The organism is Enterococcus sp. DIV0546 (assembly GCF_051712785.1).
Taxonomy (GTDB): Bacteria; Bacillota; Bacilli; order Lactobacillales; family Enterococcaceae; genus Enterococcus; species Enterococcus faecalis.
Window position 1 is genome coordinate 41936 of sequence record NZ_JBIOPO010000001.1, and the last position, 15375, is coordinate 57310.

Genomic DNA, 15375 nt, shown 5'->3' on the forward strand with positions numbered 1-15375 from the left:
TGCCTCGTTTCTTTTTACAGTAAAATTTGACACTCATTATAACAAAATCAGCGGCTACTAGAAAGTGCTAAATAATGAATAGTAAAGAAAGTTTAATGAAAGTGTGAACTTTTTGAGGGAATCTTGGGACTTTTTGGGATTTGGTCTGTTTATTTTAAGAGAAGATGATAGACTAAAAGAAGGAAAATAAACAAAAATTCTCCTCTTTTTTGCGTAGTCTAGATTAACTGGGCTTTTAGAAATGAGAAACTTACTAAAAACAACCAGAGTATCAGAGATTATGGTAAAATAGGAGTAGTTTAGACAGTAGGGGAGAATGAATATGAAACAACGTGGTTTTGAGATTATTTCTAAGTATCAAGAAGAGGGCTTGAGTGTCCCACAACGAGCAACAAAAGGTGCCGCTGGGTATGATTTTCAAGCAGCCGAAACGGTCGTTGTACCAAGTCTTTGGAAGTTACAACAAGCTGGAGAAAATCCCAAACCAATTTTAGTTAAAACAGGAATTAAGGCGTATATGCCTGATTCTGAATATTTAGAATTGGTGAGTCGTTCTTCGAACCCGCTAAAACGGTTCCTACTTTTAGCGAATGGTGTCGGAGTCATTGACAGTGATTATTATAATAACGAGAATAACGAAGGACATATCATGTTCCAATTTTTAAACTTTGGATATGAAGATGTTGTCATTGAAAAAGGTGAACGAATTGGCCAAGGGATTTTTAAGCCGTTTTTATTAGCGGATGATGACCAAGTCGAGGCAGAAAGAACGGGCGGTTTTGGTTCGTCTGGACAAAAATAAAGCCCATTTTTTCAGTAGGCAACGTTATTCAAACCATTTAATAAATGTTAAAATAAACAACAGATAAGGAGATTCTACATGGCAAAAAAAGCAAAAGTTCAATTTGAATGTCAAAGCTGTGGGTATGTGTCTCCAAAATATCTCGGCCGCTGTCCTAATTGTGGACAATGGAATTCGATGGTGGAAGAGGTTATTCAAGATACTTCTGATCGTCGTGCTAGAGTAAGTTTGACTGGTAAAAAGACACAACCACAACGGCTATCTGAAGTCGTACCTAAAAAAGAGCCGCGTGTAAAAACTGAATTAGTGGAGCTGAATCGGGTTTTAGGTGGTGGCGTTGTCCCAGGTTCGTTAGTTTTAATCGGTGGCGATCCCGGAATTGGTAAGTCAACATTGCTTTTACAAGTATCGCAACAATTAGCAGCCACAGGTGGCACGGTTTTATATGTTTCTGGTGAAGAAAGTGCTGAGCAAATTAAATTACGAGCGGAGCGTTTAGGCACCGTCAACGAGACATTTTACTTATACGCAGAAACAGATATGCACGAAATATCACGAGCCATTGAAAAATTAGAACCAGATTATGTCATTATTGACTCGATTCAAACAATGACGCAGCCAGATGTTACCAGCGTTGCTGGTAGTGTCAGTCAAGTCCGAGAAACAACTGCCGAATTATTGAAACTGGCAAAAACGAATGGGATTGCCATTTTTATTGTCGGACACGTAACGAAGGAAGGGTCTATCGCAGGGCCACGGATGTTGGAACATATGGTAGACACGGTTCTTTATTTTGAAGGAGATAAGCATCACACCTTTAGAATCTTACGGGCTGTCAAAAATCGGTTTGGCTCAACGAATGAGATTGGTATTTTTGAAATGCAGACACATGGATTGGTTGAAGTTATGAATCCTTCTCAGGTCTTTTTAGAAGAACGTTTAGAAGGAGCCACCGGATCTTCAATTGTGGTAGCAATGGAAGGTTCACGCCCCATTTTGGTGGAAATCCAAGCGTTAGTTACCCCAACGATGTTTGGCAATGCCAAGCGAACGACCACCGGGTTGGACTTTAATCGCGTTTCTTTAATCATGGCGGTTTTAGAAAAACGGGCAGGCCTTTTGTTACAAAACCAGGATGCGTATCTAAAAGCGGCTGGTGGAGTCAAAATTAATGAACCAGCTATTGATTTAGCGTTAGCAATCAGTATTGCTTCTAGCTATAAAGAAAAAGGAACCTCATCTTCGGAATGTTTCATTGGTGAGATTGGTTTAACTGGTGAAATTCGCCGCGTGAATAGTATTGAACAACGAGTGCGTGAAGCGCAAAAACTAGGCTTTACAAAAGTCTATGTCCCTAAAAATAACCTTGGTGGCTGGGAAGCGCCTGAAGGGATTGAAATTATTGGCGTTTCAACAATTGGTGAAACGTTAAGAAAAGTTTTTAAATAATGAAAGTAGAAATAATCCGTTTAGGTTGTTGGTGGCGTATGATTTTTGTACGCCCCACAACACTAGACGTCTTTATTAAATAAACGAGGAGGATGGCTATATGCAAAAACGAATCATCACGTTGCTGATGATCATTGCTGGTGCAAGTTTAGGAATTTCTCTTTTCCCAATGGCTTGGGAAATGGCTAAGCAAGGCAATAACAGTTGGTTAAACAATAACTTTACGAACGGATTAATCGGTGCAATTATTTTCTTTATTTTATCTTTAGGGTTAGCAAAGTATATTGTTTCCGCTGTCAAAAAAATCGAAGCAGCTTTAAATGAAATGAGTTTAACCTATTTATTATTTGGAAGTATTGGTGCCATCATTGGTTTAACAATTGGTGTCATTATTTCCATTCCCATGTACAACTTACAAATTCCTGTCGTGAATAGTTTACTGCCAATTCTAGTTATGATTATTCTGGGTTACTTAGGTTTCCGAATGGGAACAACACGGATTGAGGAGTGGAAAAAAGTTTTTACACCTCGCCAAAAGAAAGCAAATACGGAAGACACCGAAGGACAAATGTTGGAACGTAAAGTGGAAGACAACTTCCATAAATACAAAATTTTAGACACTAGTGTCATCATTGATGGCAGAATCTACGATATCGCTAAAACAGGCTTTTTAGAAGGTGTTTTGCTCATCCCTAACTTTGTTTTATATGAATTACAATACATTGCTGATTCTGGAGACAGTTTAAAACGGGTGAGAGGTCGTCGTGGCTTAGATATTTTAAATGCTTTACAAAAAGAAGAAGGTATCTCCGTTGAGATGTATGACGGAGATTTCGAGGATATCTCTGAAGTAGACAGTAAATTAATCAAATTAGCAAAATTATTAGATGGCGTGGTTGTGACCAATGACTACAACTTAAACAAAGTCTCTGAATTTCAAAATGTGCCTGTTTTAAACATTAATGCTTTAGCTAATGCTGTGAAACCAGTGGTGATTCCAGGTGAAACGATGAATGTGATGGTTGTAAAAGCCGGAACAGAGCGTCAACAAGGGGTCGCTTACTTAGATGATGGCACAATGGTTGTGGTAGAAGATGGCCAGCATTACATGAATGAGCAAATCGAAGTGGTCGTTACAAGTGCTTTACAAACCGCAGCTGGGCGTATGATTTTTGCCAAACCGGCGCATGCGGGTCGCGGGATTAATGATCGCAAGGATAACCATCCTAAAAACGATAAAAATTAAGCAAAGTGAGGACTTAGTATGATTCGAATCGGTCAAGGTTTTGATGTTCATCAATTAGTTCCGCAACGACCTTTAATTATTGGTGGGGTTACTCTTCCTTATGAAAAAGGTCTGTTAGGTCACTCAGATGCCGATGTTTTAACACATGCAATTATTGATGCAATCCTTGGTGCCGCTGGTCTGGGTGATATTGGGCAACTGTTTCCCGAAACCGATCCGCAGTTCAAAAATGCGAATTCTGTAAACTTATTAAAAAAAGTAAATGAAAAAGTTGGGCGGTCGGGCTTTACTATTGGCAATATTGATTGTACAATTTTAGCGGAAGAGCCAAAGATGAGCCCATACTTGGCAGAGATGAAAAAGAATCTAGCCGCGAGTTGCCACTTAGCGGTCACACAAGTGAACATTAAGGCAACGACCATGGAAACGATGGGCTTTGTTGGTAAAAAAGAAGGAATCGGCGCAATTGCCGTTGCTTTATTGGAAAAATAACTGAAAACGACGTTAAACCGTCTGTTTTTAAAAAATGGAAAGAGGAATGAACATGACGAAAGTTCGTGTGCGTTACGCACCAAGTCCAACTGGACACTTGCACATTGGGAATGCAAGAACAGCATTATTTAACTACTTATTTGCCCGCCACAATGACGGAGAATTTATCATTCGTATCGAGGATACCGACCAAAAACGGAACATCGAAGACGGCGAGAAAAGTCAGTTGGAAAACTTAGCATGGTTAGGGATGGAATGGGATGAATCACCTGCTCATCCGGGAGAATATGGTCCATATCGTCAATCAGAACGTAAAGAAATTTACCAACCATTGATTGATCAATTATTAAGTAGCAATCGTGCGTATAAGTGTTATTGTACGCCAGAAGAATTAGAAGCAGAACGTGAAGCACAACAAGCTCGTGGGGAAATGCCTCACTACGCAGGCACTTGTGCGAATTTAACACCTTCTGAACAAGCAGCCAAAGAAGCGGCTGGTCTAGAACCAGTGATTCGTTTCCGTGTGCCACGTAATACAGAATACAAATTTGATGACATCGTGAAAGGTGAAATTACTTTTGAGTCAGATAACATTGGTGGCGATTTTGTCATCCAAAAACGCGATGGGATGCCAACGTATAACTTTGCCGTTGCAGTAGATGATCACTTAATGAAAATTTCTCACGTTTTACGTGGCGATGATCACATTGCGAACACACCAAAACAATTAATGATTTACGAAGCGTTTGAATGGACACCACCTGTCTTTGGCCATATGACCTTAATCATTAATTCAGAAACTGGCAAAAAATTGAGCAAACGTGATGAAACAATTTTACAATTTATTGAACAATACCGTGAATTAGGTTACTTACCAGAAGCCATGTTCAACTTTATTGCTTTACTAGGATGGTCTCCTGTTGGCGAAGAAGAAATCTTCTCACAAGAAGACTTGATTAAATTGTTTGATGAACAACGCTTAAGCAAGTCACCAGCGGCCTTTGATGCGAAAAAATTAGAATGGATTAACAATCAATACATGAAACAAATGGACTTGAGTGAACTAACAGATATGTGTATTCCTTATTTAGTCGCTGACGGTCGTGTTGAAGAAAATCCATCTCCTGAAAAAATCGAATGGTTAAAACAATTAGTTAGCTTGTATCAACCACAAATGAGTTATGCAGCTGAAATTGTGGAACTATCAAACTTGTTCTTTAATGAACATCCAGTTTTAGATGATGCTGCGAAAGAATTCTTGCAAGGAGAAACAGTGCCAACTGTGTTACAGGCGTTTAAAGAACAATTAGAAGCCTTGGACGTTTTCGATGTGCCAAGTATTAAAGCAGCGATTAAAGCCGTCCAAAAAGAAACCGGCGTTAAAGGCAAAAACTTGTTTATGCCAATTCGAATTGCTGTTTCTGGACAAATGCATGGTCCTGAATTAGGCGAAACCATCGAATTATTAGGCAAAGAAAAAGCATTAGATCATTTAAATAAAGTGTTATAAAAACACAAAGAATAGAAGAAGTAGACAATCAGATGGATTTCAGAGACGCTGTGGGTGGTGAGAACAGCGAGCATCTTTTGTCGAAATGCATCTATGAGTGGCTTTGGTGAAAAAAGTAACCGAAGACGTCGGCAGGCGTTAACTGTATCGAGGCAAGAGCTAGTTCTTGTGAAGAAAAGTGGAACCACGCATGGGCGTCTTTTAAGCAACGTTTTTTTGTTGCTTAAAAGACGTTTTTTATTTTTGTATAATAGAAAGGAGTTCACCCTATGAGTTGGTTGAAACGTAGCGTCGCAGCTGTTAAAAGAAACGATCCTGCAGCGCGGACCACACTAGAAGTTCTTTTAACGTATCCTGGCTTGCACGCCCTGTTTTGGCATCGCTTGTCTCATTTCTTATATAGGCATCAGTTGTTTTTGTTGGCGAAGATTCATGCACAATTTTGGCGTTTCATAACGGGCGTAGAAATTCATCCCGGGGCCACAATTGGTGCGGGGGTTTTTATCGATCACGGCATGGGCATTGTGATTGGGGAAACCGCGGAAATAGAAGAAGATGTTGTTTTGTTTCACGGAGTGACGTTAGGTGGGACCGGTCGTGATACGGGTAAACGCCATCCAACAGTGAAAAAAGGAGCGATGATTTCGGCACGAGCTCAAATTTTAGGGCCAGTTGTGATTGGTGAACGTTCAAAAATTGGGGCGGGTGCTGTTGTTATTTCAGACATCCCAGCAGATGCTACAGCTGTGGGTGTTCCTGCGAAAGTCGTTCGTCTAAATGGAAGAAAGGTGGAAAAAGGGCATGATTAAAATTTATAATACATTGACCAGAGAAAAAGAAGTATTTACGCCAATTGAGGCGCATAAAGTTCGGATGTATGTCTGCGGACCAACCGTGTATAATTATATCCATATCGGTAATGCGCGCAGTGCGATCGCCTTTGATACAATTCGTCGTTATTTTGAATATCGTGGGTATGAAGTGAATTATGTCTCGAATTTTACAGATGTCGATGATAAAATTATCAAGGCAGCTAAAGAATTGAAAATTACTGCGCCGGAAGTGGCGGAGCGTTTTATCAAAGCCTTTGAAGAAGACACGCAAGCATTGAATGTCCAACCAGCAACGTTACATCCTCGGGTGATGGACCACATGCCTGATATCTTAGCTTTCATCGAAGTTTTAATTGAAAAAGGTTTTGCTTATGAGGTCGCAGGTGATGTGTATTATCGCACCCGTAAATTCCCTAATTATGGTAAATTAAGCCATCAATCGATTGATGAATTAGAAGTGGGGGCAAGTCAACGAACTGGCGTTGAACAACAATTAAAAGAAGACCCATTGGATTTTGCTCTTTGGAAAAGTGCCAAAGAAGATGAAATTTCTTGGGATTCTCCTTGGGGGAAAGGACGTCCCGGCTGGCATATTGAATGCTCTGTCATGGCGACAAAACACTTGGGAGAGACGATTGATATTCATGGCGGTGGACAAGATTTAGAATTTCCACATCATGAGAATGAAATTGCACAGAGCGAAGCCAAAACAGGCCATACCTTTGCCAATTACTGGATGCATAACGGCTATGTCACAATTGGTGAAGACGATGAAAAAATGAGCAAATCCCTAGGTAACTTCATTACTGTTCATGAAATGATTCAAAAAGTGGATCCGCAAATTTTACGTTTCTTTATGTCCACCACCCAGTACCGTCGCCCGATTCGTTATAGCGAAAGCACTCTAAAAGAGGCAGCAGCCAATTATCAAAAATTGAAAAATGCGTTTGAAAATTTACGTTTTAGACAAGCAGATGCGGTCGCAAGTTTGCCAGAGGATGAACACTATTTGGCTCAATTAAACGAATTAGAACAACGTTTTATTACGGAAATGGACGATGATTTCAATGCAGCTAACGGGATTACGGTCGTTTATGAATTAGCGAAGATGATGAATCAGTACAGTGAACAAGCGACAGTTTCGGAACCAATTCTAGTGGCGATGGATAAGCTTTTCAGTGGCTGGTTAGCTATTTTTGGTTTATTCTTTAAAAACGAAGAATTAGTGGATGCACAAGTCGATGCGTTAATTGAAGAACGGAACCAAGCACGGAAAGACCGTGATTTTGCCCGAAGTGATGAAATCCGCGATTTATTAAAAGAACAAGGCATTGTTTTAGAAGATACTCCGCAAGGAACGAGATGGAGAAGAAGTGAATGAGAGATTACAAACAATTAAACGGTTTAGCTTTGGCCTATGTTGGCGATGCGATTTATGAAATTTACATTCGTGATTATTTAGTTTCCTTGGGACAAACGAAACCGAATGTTTTGCATCGCATGGCGACACACTACGTGTCAGCAAAAGCCCAAGCAAGCTTAATGCAAGCGATGTTAGCGGGAGAAATGCTAACGGAGGAAGAAGAAGTGATGTACAAACGCGGTCGGAATGCTAAAAGTCACACCTTTGCCAAAAATGCTGATGTGACGACTTATCGGGTAGCGACCGGTTTCGAATCCTTGATGGGTTATTTACATTTAACACAACAAAAAGAACGTTTAGAAGAATTAATTAACTGGTGTATCAAGAAAGTAGGTGAAACCAATGAAAAATGAAAAATCTCGTCCTTTTAAAAAAGGTAAGAAACGTCCAGAACGTTCAGACAAGCGTTCAAAAGAACGGAACCCACGACCAGCGACAGCAGGTGCTGATGGAACCTCAGAAGAGCTAGCAGATAACTTTGTCTTTGGTTTCCATGCCACTGTTGAGGCGTTGCAGCAAGGACGCGGAAATAAATTGTTTTTACAAGAAGATGCTCGTGGCGAGAAAATTGAGCAATTAAAACAAGCAGCGAAAGAACAGGCTGTTCCAGTCAAATGGGTGCCTAAAGCAAAATTAGATACGATGAGTGATCACGGCGTGCATCAAGGCATGGTTTTAGCAATCACAGCGTATCAATATTTAACTTTAGAAGAATTATTGGAACAAACAAAAGAAAAGACAGCAACACCATTTTTCCTAATTTTAGACAGTCTAGAGGACCCACATAACTTTGGCTCAATTTTGCGAACAGCTGATGCGACAGGCGTGGACGGTATTATCATTCCGAAACATCGTGCAGTGGGAATTACACCAACCGTAAGCAAAGCATCAACAGGGGCCGTGGAACATATTCCAGTGGCTCGTGTAACGAATCTAGCGCAAAGTATTGCAACGCTAAAAGAGAATCAATTTTGGATTTTTGGTACAGATATGTCTGGGACGGATTATCGTCGCTGGAATACACAAGGCGCAATTGCCTTAATCATCGGAAATGAAGGTCGTGGCATGAGTCAAGGTCTTCATAAAGAAGTGGATGAATTATTAACGATTCCAATGACTGGACACGTTCAAAGCTTAAACGCTGGTGTGGCTGCAGGCTTGCTAATGTATGAAGTCTATCGTGGCCGCAACCCATTATAGAAGAAGGCGATTGTATGAAAAAACAATTGTTAATCGTTGATGGCTATAATATGATTGGTGCTTGGCCAGAATTGGTCCAGTTGAAAAAGCAAGAGCGTTTAGAGGATGCGCGTGAACTGCTTCTTAGTCGTCTGTCCAATTACGCCAAATATGAAGGGTTGGAAATCATTGTGGTCTTTGATGCCCAATTAGTCCCAGGTATTCAGCAAACGTACAAAAAGTACCTTTTGACCGTGGTTTTCACCAAAGAAGATGAAACAGCAGATAGTTATATTGAACGTCTAGCTGGTGAAAAAAATGATCGTTTAACGCAAGTAACAGTCGCAACGAGTGATTTGGCTGAACAATGGGTGGTCTTTTCACAAGGTGCATTGCGGACTTCGGCCAATGAACTTTACAAAGCTGTCCAGAAAACAGAAAAGACGATTGCCATTCATGCAACGGATATCCATTTCCAGCAATTTCGTCGAAATTCTCCATGGAACGTGGAGCAGTTATCAAAACTTTCTGAGAAGCTAGAAGAATTGTCTCAAAAAAAAGATTAAACAAATGTTCGCTTAAGTCATAAATTTCTAACATGCTATGCTCTCCTAAATCATTCGATACGTTTATCGAAAAGGAGGGCTTTTTATGTTAGAACAGATTCAACAAGCATTAGCAGGAGACCAAGAACAATTTCAAGCCTTATATGGGCAATATCAGCCAGTGATTTATAAGTGCATGAAAAAATACTATTTAAAAGATTATGATACTGAAGACTGGCTTCAAGAAGGACGAATTGTCTTCTTTCGGACGTTAGAACGATTTGATTCAGAAAAACAAGCATCATTAGGAAAGTTTTTTAAACGAAATTTTGAAAATCACGTACATAGCTTAATTCGCCATCAATGCGCCTATAAGCGGCGAACAGATACCTTGTCTATTTCTCTGGAACAACGATTAGAAAGCGCTGGTGAAGAGTTAGTGGACTATTTAGGGACAGCGGCTACCGACCCATTAGGTCAATTAATGATTCAAGAAAAATTGGCAGCTTTTCCGACACGTCTTTCCTCGTTGGAACAACAAATTTTAAACGCATACTTAAAAGGCTACACGTTAGAAGAAATCGCTAAAGTACGTGGGGGAACTTTTTCAGCTGTCCGAAGTGCCTATGATCGTGCCAAAGCAAAAATGAAATATACATTAGAAAATGAATAAAAATTCGACAAAACAGCCGGTTTGTCGAGCAAAAGTAGTTGCAAACAGACTTCTAGTATGATAAACTTGAAATTTTTTAAAAAAAGTGATATAATGTTTCTCGAGGTGAATGCAATGCCAACAACGTTATCGTCAATTAAGAAAGATTTGGAAGGCCGTATCGGCAGTGAAATTATGTTAGTTGCTCAGACTGGAAGAAAGCGCCAAACAGAACGTAAAGGAATCTTAACGGAGACTTATCCATCTGTTTTTGTTGTTGACTTGGATCCAGACGAGAACTCATTTGAACGTGTATCTTATAGCTATTCAGATGTTTTAACACGCACCGTTGAAATCGAATTCATCGGTCAAGCCGTATAATTTAGAAAGTCCGCTTAGGAGTGAAGGAAGAGCCCTTCGTTCCTAAGCTCTTTTTAATTTCACCCATCTGTTGTCAGAGAAAGAGCAATCTTCGGTGTACTTCTTCATGGACATATGATAGAATCTAAAAGATTAAAATGTTGGTAGACAAAAGATTAAGGAAGGTGAATCAGGGAACCGATGGAAATAATCGAACGAGCTCCTGCGAAAATTAATCTTGGGTTAGATGTTCTGCATAAACGTGTGGATGGCTATCATGAAGTTGAATCTATTTTTGCAAGTGTAGATTTAGCCGATCATTTAACTTTTGAAAATCTAGAAGAAGACATCATTCGTATTGAAACGGACAGCTCTTTTTTACCCGTGGATCGACGGAATCATGTCTATCAAGCAGTTGACTTATTAAAGCGTACCTATAATATTCATAAAGGAATTAAAATATATATTGAAAAACGTATCCCCGTGGCAGCTGGTTTAGCAGGGGGGAGCAGTGACTGTGCCGCAGCATTACGAGGCTTGAACAAACTGTGGAATCTGGGGTTGACGATGGACGAACTCTGTGAAATTGGCAGCCAAATTGGTATGGATGTTCCTTATTGTTTAAGGGGCGGAACAGCCTTTGCAAACGGACGTGGGGAGAAAATTGAAGCATTACCGACCATGCCTCAATGTTGGATTGTGTTAGTTAAACCAAGAATTAGTGTATCTACTAGTACCGTTTTTAATGATTTAGCGGTAGATGAATTGCACCATCCAGATATTGCTGGACTAAGAATAGCTATTGAAAATGGTGATTATACTGGGATGACCCAAACGGTTGGCAATGCGTTGGAAAGTGTCACGATTGCCAGACATCCAATCGTGCAACAAATCAAGGATCGCATGCTGAAGTACGGCGCTGATGCAGCGTTGATGAGCGGCAGTGGACCGACAGTCTTTGCTTTATGTGAAAAGAAAACACGAGCACAACGGATTTATAATGGACTTAAAGGCTTTTGTGAAGAAGTTTATTTGGTTCGGACATTGAAATAAATAAAAACAACAGAGCGTGGAGCAAAAACCCAAAGTGATTTTTGTCCCACGCTCTGTTGTTTTTTTAAATTTATTCCTTGACGTCCCGTGATCCATTTGGTACATTATTCCTGGCAAATCGTAAATATTACGGTTTATAATAGGTAAATCGAAAAGAGGACAGAACATGACGAAAATCTACCGCCGTTTGATAATCGGCGTTACTTTAGCAATCAGTGCTTTTCTTTTAGCTAGCTGTGGGCAAACCACACAATCGCCAAAAGAGAAGAAAGAGCTCACGGTAATGACTACTTTTTATCCGATGTATGACTTCGCAAAACAAGTCGTTGGTGATGAGGGAGAGGTTGAGCTGTTGATTCCAGCTGGAACGGAACCACACGATTATGAACCAAGCGCAAAAGACTTAGCGAAAATTACTGATGCGGATGTCTTTGTTTATAATAGTAAAGAGCTAGAAACTTGGGTTCCGAATGTTATTGAAAACTTGGACACGAAAAAAGTTTCAATCGTGGAAGCCAGTCAATCCATTCAATTGATGCAAGGAACAGAAGAGGAAGAATCTGGCGAAGAAGGTCATGAAGGCCATAACCATTCCCACGAACTGGATCCGCATGTCTGGTTAGATCCCGTGTTAGCGCAAAAAGAAGTGACAGCGATTCGGGATGCGCTTATCAAAAAATATCCTGAGAAAAAAGCCGTATTTGAAAAAAATACCGCTGCTTATTTGGAAAAATTGACTGCGTTAGATAAGGAATACCAAGCTGCGTTTGCAGGCGCTAAAAATCGGACCTTTGTGACGCAACATGCTGCATTTGGCTATTTGGCGAAACAATATGGCTTGACCCAAGAACCGATTGCTGGGATTTCTCCAGACCAAGAACCTTCGCCAAGTCGTTTAGCCGAATTAAAAAAATATATTAAAACAAACAATGTTTCTGTGATCTATTTTGAAGCATCGGCTTCTACAAAAGTAGCCAAAACATTGGCAGACGAGACAGGCGTCGAATTAGCCGTATTGAATCCTTTAGAGAGTTTAACTCAAAAAGAACAAGAAGCAGGCGAGAACTACGTGTCTGTCATGAAAGAAAACCTCGCTGCTTTACAAAAAAGCATTCATTAATCTGGCAACAGAAAGGAGCCAACTTATGCATTATATTGAAGTCGAAAATTTAACCTTCTATTATGATGATGAACCTGTTTTAGAAGATGTTTCTTATTATGTTGATCCAGGGGAATTCGTTATTTTAACAGGAGAAAATGGCGCTGCCAAGTCAACGCTGATCAAAAGTACCTTAGGGTTATTAAAACCAACAAGTGGCAAAATTACGGTCGCTAAAAAAAATAGTGCTGGTGAAAAAATCAGCATTGGCTACATTCCACAACAAGTCGCTTCTTTCAATGCGGGCTTTCCTAGCACCGTCATTGAATTAGTACGTTCAGGTCGCTTTCCCAGAAATCGTTGGTTCAAACCGTTGACGAAAAAAGATCATCTTCATGTGGAAAAAGCTTTAAAATCAGTGGATATGTGGGAAATGCGCCACAAACGAATTGGCGAGCTTTCTGGAGGGCAAAAGCAACGAATTAGTTTAGCACGAGTGTTTGCGACCGATCCAGATTTGTTTATTTTAGATGAGCCAACAACAGGTATGGATGAACAATCGCGAAACGAATTTTATCAATTGTTGCAACACAGTGCGCATGAACATGGAAAAGCTATTTTGATGATTACGCATGATCATGAAGATATCAAAACCTATGTGGATCGTCAAATTCGTCTTGTCCGCAAAGAAGATTCGAAATGGCGTTGCTTCCATATGAGTGAAGAATCGTATACGTAAATTTTCCAATAAAACGTTATCTGGCTCGATAATAACGAAAGCCAAGGAACGGCTTAAAGAAATGTTGGAAAAATTTAAAAAATAAGCAGGAATTAAAAAATTAATTCGCTTAAACGTCGCTACAATGGTAGTGTTCATTTTAGCGGTAAGGAGTGAATCGTATGGCAGAAATGCTTTCTTATGCATTTATGCAAAAGGCCTTTTTAGCAGCACTGTTTATCTCAGTGATTGCCCCAATGCTCGGCGTCTTTCTAGTTATTCGCCGACAATCTTTAATGGCAGATACCCTTTCACATGTGTCATTAGCTGGTGTGGCACTAGGCTTCTTTTTTAATTGGAATCCTAATTTAATGACCTTAATTGTCGTGATTGTGGCTGCAATCATTCTAGAATATTTACGAATGATTTATAGCACCTATTCAGAAATTTCGATTGCTATTTTAATGTCAGGCGGTTTGGCTTTGGCGTTAGTTTTGATGAATTTAACAGGAGGCAATTCAGCTGCTAGTATTCAATCGTATTTATTTGGTTCCATCGTCACGATTACGTGGGATCAAGTGGTTATGTTGGCAATTTTATTCGTAGTTTTAGTTCTATTGTTTATGTTATTTAAACGTCCAATGTATGTTTTAACATTTGATGAAGATACTGCTCATGTTGATGGGCTACCTATTCATTGGATGTCGATGCTTTTTAATGTAATTACTGGTGTGGCGATTGCTGTGATGATTCCGATTGCGGGAGCCTTGTTAATTTCAGCAATTATGGTCTTACCAGCTGCAATAGGTATGCGAATTGGTAAAGGTTTTAACACGGTGATTATTATCAGTGTGTTTATGGGCTTGATTGGCATGCTAACAGGGTTGACTAGCTCGTATTATTTGGAAACACCACCGAGTGCAAGTATTACCCTAATTTTTATTGGTTTATTCTTATTAGTCAATATTTATCGCCGAGTGGTTGTTATGGTCCAACGAAAACAAAAAATGCAAAGAAACTAAGGAGAAAAACGAAAGTTTTTCTCTTTTATTTCTTTTTTTTAAAAGAAATGGCGAACTATTTTCAGTTATTTGAAAAAAATCCTCGAATTTTTCGGTTAAACCCCTTATAATAAGGAACGATAGAATGAAAAGGAGTGACGAATTTGAAAATTCGGAGAAGTGAACGATTAATCGATATGACCCAATATCTTTTAGATCATCCCCATACATTGGTTTCTTTGACATATTTTGCTGACCGATACCAATCTGCCAAGTCTTCCATTAGTGAAGATTTAGCAATTGTTAAAAAAACATTTAAAGAACGTGGAACAGGTATTTTAGAAACGATTCCGGGCGCTGCAGGCGGTGTCCGCTTTATCCCTGAAATTCCTTATGAGGAAGCGGAGCAGTTGATTATGGATTTGTGTGATCGTTTGTCAGAACAAGATCGCTTATTACCTGGGGGTTATGTTTATCTTTCAGATTTACTTGGGGAACCGAATTTATTAAGACAAGTGGGCCGGATTATTGCTTCTAAATATTTAGGCAAACAAATTGATGCGGTAATGACCGTTGCGACTAAAGGAGTGCCAATTGCGCAAGCTGTGTCTTATTACTTAAATGTTCCGTTTGTGATTGTTCGTCGCGATTCTAAGATTACTGAAGGTTCAACGGTGAGCGTGAACTATGTATCAGGGTCTTCAGAACGTATCGAAAAAATGGAACTTTCAAAACGCAGCTTAAAACGCGGATCAAAAGTTTTAGTCGTGGATGACTTCATGAAAGGCGGCGGCACCGTCAATGGTATGAAGAGTATGATTGAAGAATTTGAAGCAGAACTTGTGGGCATTACCGTTTTTGCTGAGTCAAAATTCAATGGCCGTCGTGCAATCGATGACTACACTTCGCTATTATATGTGGAAGATGTGGATACACAAACAAAAACGATTAGCGTAGTCCCAGGAAACTATTTCACAGAGAAATAATTTGAAAAAGAAACTGAAAATGGTCCA

The 15375-nt window shown here is 39.7% G+C and carries 17 protein-coding genes and 1 other annotated feature; all 17 genes read left to right on the forward strand.

Annotation, left to right across the window (positions count from 1 at the left end; all coding sequences use genetic code 11):
• Positions 1-316 precede the first annotated feature (316 nt).
• The 17 genes from IGJ24_RS00175 (at position 317) to purR (ending at position 15348) form a co-directional block, all read left to right on the forward strand.
• On the forward strand, positions 317-802 hold the full coding sequence (locus tag IGJ24_RS00175; protein ID WP_002361472.1) for a dUTP diphosphatase: 486 nt from the start codon (positions 317-319) through the stop codon (positions 800-802).
• A gap of 78 nt (positions 803-880) precedes the next feature.
• Positions 881-2251, forward strand: coding sequence for a DNA repair protein RadA (gene radA, locus IGJ24_RS00180; protein WP_002356050.1), 1371 nt, complete (start codon positions 881-883; stop codon positions 2249-2251).
• A gap of 100 nt (positions 2252-2351) precedes the next feature.
• The gene (locus IGJ24_RS00185) at positions 2352-3497 is read left to right on the forward strand and encodes a PIN/TRAM domain-containing protein (RefSeq protein WP_002368622.1); all 1146 of its coding nucleotides are present in this window, start codon (positions 2352-2354) and stop codon (positions 3495-3497) included.
• Positions 3498-3515: 18 nt separating this feature from the next.
• The gene (ispF, locus tag IGJ24_RS00190) at positions 3516-3989 is read left to right on the forward strand and encodes a 2-C-methyl-D-erythritol 2,4-cyclodiphosphate synthase (protein ID WP_002367570.1); all 474 of its coding nucleotides are present in this window, start codon (positions 3516-3518) and stop codon (positions 3987-3989) included.
• A 52-nt stretch (positions 3990-4041) separates the two neighbouring features.
• Entirely contained in the window at positions 4042-5499 is a 1458-nt protein-coding gene (gltX, locus tag IGJ24_RS00195) for a glutamate--tRNA ligase (RefSeq protein WP_010707928.1), read from the forward strand.
• Positions 5498-5704, forward strand: a binding site (T-box leader). (Overlaps the previous gene by 2 nt.)
• A 64-nt stretch (positions 5705-5768) precedes the next feature.
• Positions 5769-6308, forward strand: coding sequence for a serine O-acetyltransferase EpsC (gene epsC, locus IGJ24_RS00200; protein WP_002356054.1), 540 nt, complete (start codon positions 5769-5771; stop codon positions 6306-6308).
• Positions 6301-7713 (forward strand): cysteine--tRNA ligase, encoded by a 1413-nt coding sequence (cysS, locus tag IGJ24_RS00205; protein ID WP_010709112.1) that lies wholly within the window; start codon positions 6301-6303, stop codon positions 7711-7713. Before epsC ends, cysS begins: the two co-directional genes overlap by 8 nt.
• A complete protein-coding gene (locus IGJ24_RS00210; protein WP_002356056.1) occupies positions 7710-8108 on the forward strand; it encodes a Mini-ribonuclease 3 in 399 nt (132 codons plus the stop codon). The genes cysS and IGJ24_RS00210 overlap by 4 nt, the downstream gene beginning before the upstream one ends.
• A complete protein-coding gene (rlmB, locus tag IGJ24_RS00215; protein WP_129194061.1) occupies positions 8098-8955 on the forward strand; it encodes a 23S rRNA (guanosine(2251)-2'-O)-methyltransferase RlmB in 858 nt (285 codons plus the stop codon). The genes IGJ24_RS00210 and rlmB overlap by 11 nt, the downstream gene beginning before the upstream one ends.
• A gap of 14 nt (positions 8956-8969) precedes the next feature.
• The gene (locus IGJ24_RS00220; protein ID WP_002356058.1) at positions 8970-9500 is read left to right on the forward strand and encodes an NYN domain-containing protein; all 531 of its coding nucleotides are present in this window, start codon (positions 8970-8972) and stop codon (positions 9498-9500) included.
• A gap of 85 nt (positions 9501-9585) precedes the next feature.
• Complete coding sequence (locus IGJ24_RS00225; RefSeq protein ID WP_002356059.1) at positions 9586-10152, forward strand: sigma-70 family RNA polymerase sigma factor; 567 nt, start codon at positions 9586-9588, stop codon at positions 10150-10152.
• Between the two features lie 57 nt (positions 10153-10209).
• Positions 10210-10512: a Veg family protein gene (locus IGJ24_RS00230; RefSeq protein WP_002383497.1), complete on the forward strand. Its 303-nt coding sequence runs from the start codon at positions 10210-10212 to the stop codon at positions 10510-10512.
• Between the two features lie 180 nt (positions 10513-10692).
• Positions 10693-11544, forward strand: coding sequence for a 4-(cytidine 5'-diphospho)-2-C-methyl-D-erythritol kinase (gene ispE, locus IGJ24_RS00235; protein ID WP_002356061.1), 852 nt, complete (start codon positions 10693-10695; stop codon positions 11542-11544).
• Positions 11545-11710: 166 nt separating this feature from the next.
• On the forward strand, positions 11711-12664 hold the full coding sequence (locus IGJ24_RS00240; protein ID WP_002367576.1) for a metal ABC transporter substrate-binding protein: 954 nt from the start codon (positions 11711-11713) through the stop codon (positions 12662-12664).
• Between the two features lie 25 nt (positions 12665-12689).
• Positions 12690-13382 (forward strand): metal ABC transporter ATP-binding protein, encoded by a 693-nt coding sequence (locus IGJ24_RS00245; protein WP_002356064.1) that lies wholly within the window; start codon positions 12690-12692, stop codon positions 13380-13382.
• Between the two features lie 161 nt (positions 13383-13543).
• Positions 13544-14383 (forward strand): metal ABC transporter permease, encoded by an 840-nt coding sequence (locus IGJ24_RS00250; protein WP_002383493.1) that lies wholly within the window; start codon positions 13544-13546, stop codon positions 14381-14383.
• Between the two features lie 143 nt (positions 14384-14526).
• Positions 14527-15348, forward strand: coding sequence for a pur operon repressor (gene purR / locus IGJ24_RS00255; protein ID WP_002381336.1), 822 nt, complete (start codon positions 14527-14529; stop codon positions 15346-15348).
• The last annotated feature ends 27 nt before the right edge of the window (positions 15349-15375 follow it).

Excerpts from the sequence above, each read along its gene's own strand:
- IGJ24_RS00240 (WP_002367576.1), top strand. The coding sequence starts at position 11,711 with ATGACGAAAATCTACCGCCGTTTGATAATCGGCGTTACTTTAGCAATC.
- IGJ24_RS00230 (WP_002383497.1), top strand. The coding sequence starts at position 10,210 with ATGATAAACTTGAAATTTTTTAAAAAAAGTGATATAATGTTTCTCGAG.
- ispE (WP_002356061.1), top strand. The coding sequence starts at position 10,693 with ATGGAAATAATCGAACGAGCTCCTGCGAAAATTAATCTTGGGTTAGAT.
- rlmB (WP_129194061.1), top strand. The coding sequence starts at position 8,098 with ATGAAAAATGAAAAATCTCGTCCTTTTAAAAAAGGTAAGAAACGTCCA.
- radA (WP_002356050.1), top strand. The coding sequence starts at position 881 with ATGGCAAAAAAAGCAAAAGTTCAATTTGAATGTCAAAGCTGTGGGTAT.
- IGJ24_RS00185 (WP_002368622.1), top strand. The coding sequence starts at position 2,352 with ATGCAAAAACGAATCATCACGTTGCTGATGATCATTGCTGGTGCAAGT.
- IGJ24_RS00175 (WP_002361472.1), top strand. The coding sequence starts at position 317 with ATGAATATGAAACAACGTGGTTTTGAGATTATTTCTAAGTATCAAGAA.
- cysS (WP_010709112.1), top strand. The coding sequence starts at position 6,301 with ATGATTAAAATTTATAATACATTGACCAGAGAAAAAGAAGTATTTACG.
- IGJ24_RS00225 (WP_002356059.1), top strand. The coding sequence starts at position 9,586 with ATGTTAGAACAGATTCAACAAGCATTAGCAGGAGACCAAGAACAATTT.
- IGJ24_RS00210 (WP_002356056.1), top strand. The coding sequence starts at position 7,710 with ATGAGAGATTACAAACAATTAAACGGTTTAGCTTTGGCCTATGTTGGC.
- IGJ24_RS00220 (WP_002356058.1), top strand. The coding sequence starts at position 8,970 with ATGAAAAAACAATTGTTAATCGTTGATGGCTATAATATGATTGGTGCT.
- gltX (WP_010707928.1), top strand. The coding sequence starts at position 4,042 with ATGACGAAAGTTCGTGTGCGTTACGCACCAAGTCCAACTGGACACTTG.
- IGJ24_RS00250 (WP_002383493.1), top strand. The coding sequence starts at position 13,544 with ATGGCAGAAATGCTTTCTTATGCATTTATGCAAAAGGCCTTTTTAGCA.
- IGJ24_RS00245 (WP_002356064.1), top strand. The coding sequence starts at position 12,690 with ATGCATTATATTGAAGTCGAAAATTTAACCTTCTATTATGATGATGAA.
- epsC (WP_002356054.1), top strand. The coding sequence starts at position 5,769 with ATGAGTTGGTTGAAACGTAGCGTCGCAGCTGTTAAAAGAAACGATCCT.
- ispF (WP_002367570.1), top strand. The coding sequence starts at position 3,516 with ATGATTCGAATCGGTCAAGGTTTTGATGTTCATCAATTAGTTCCGCAA.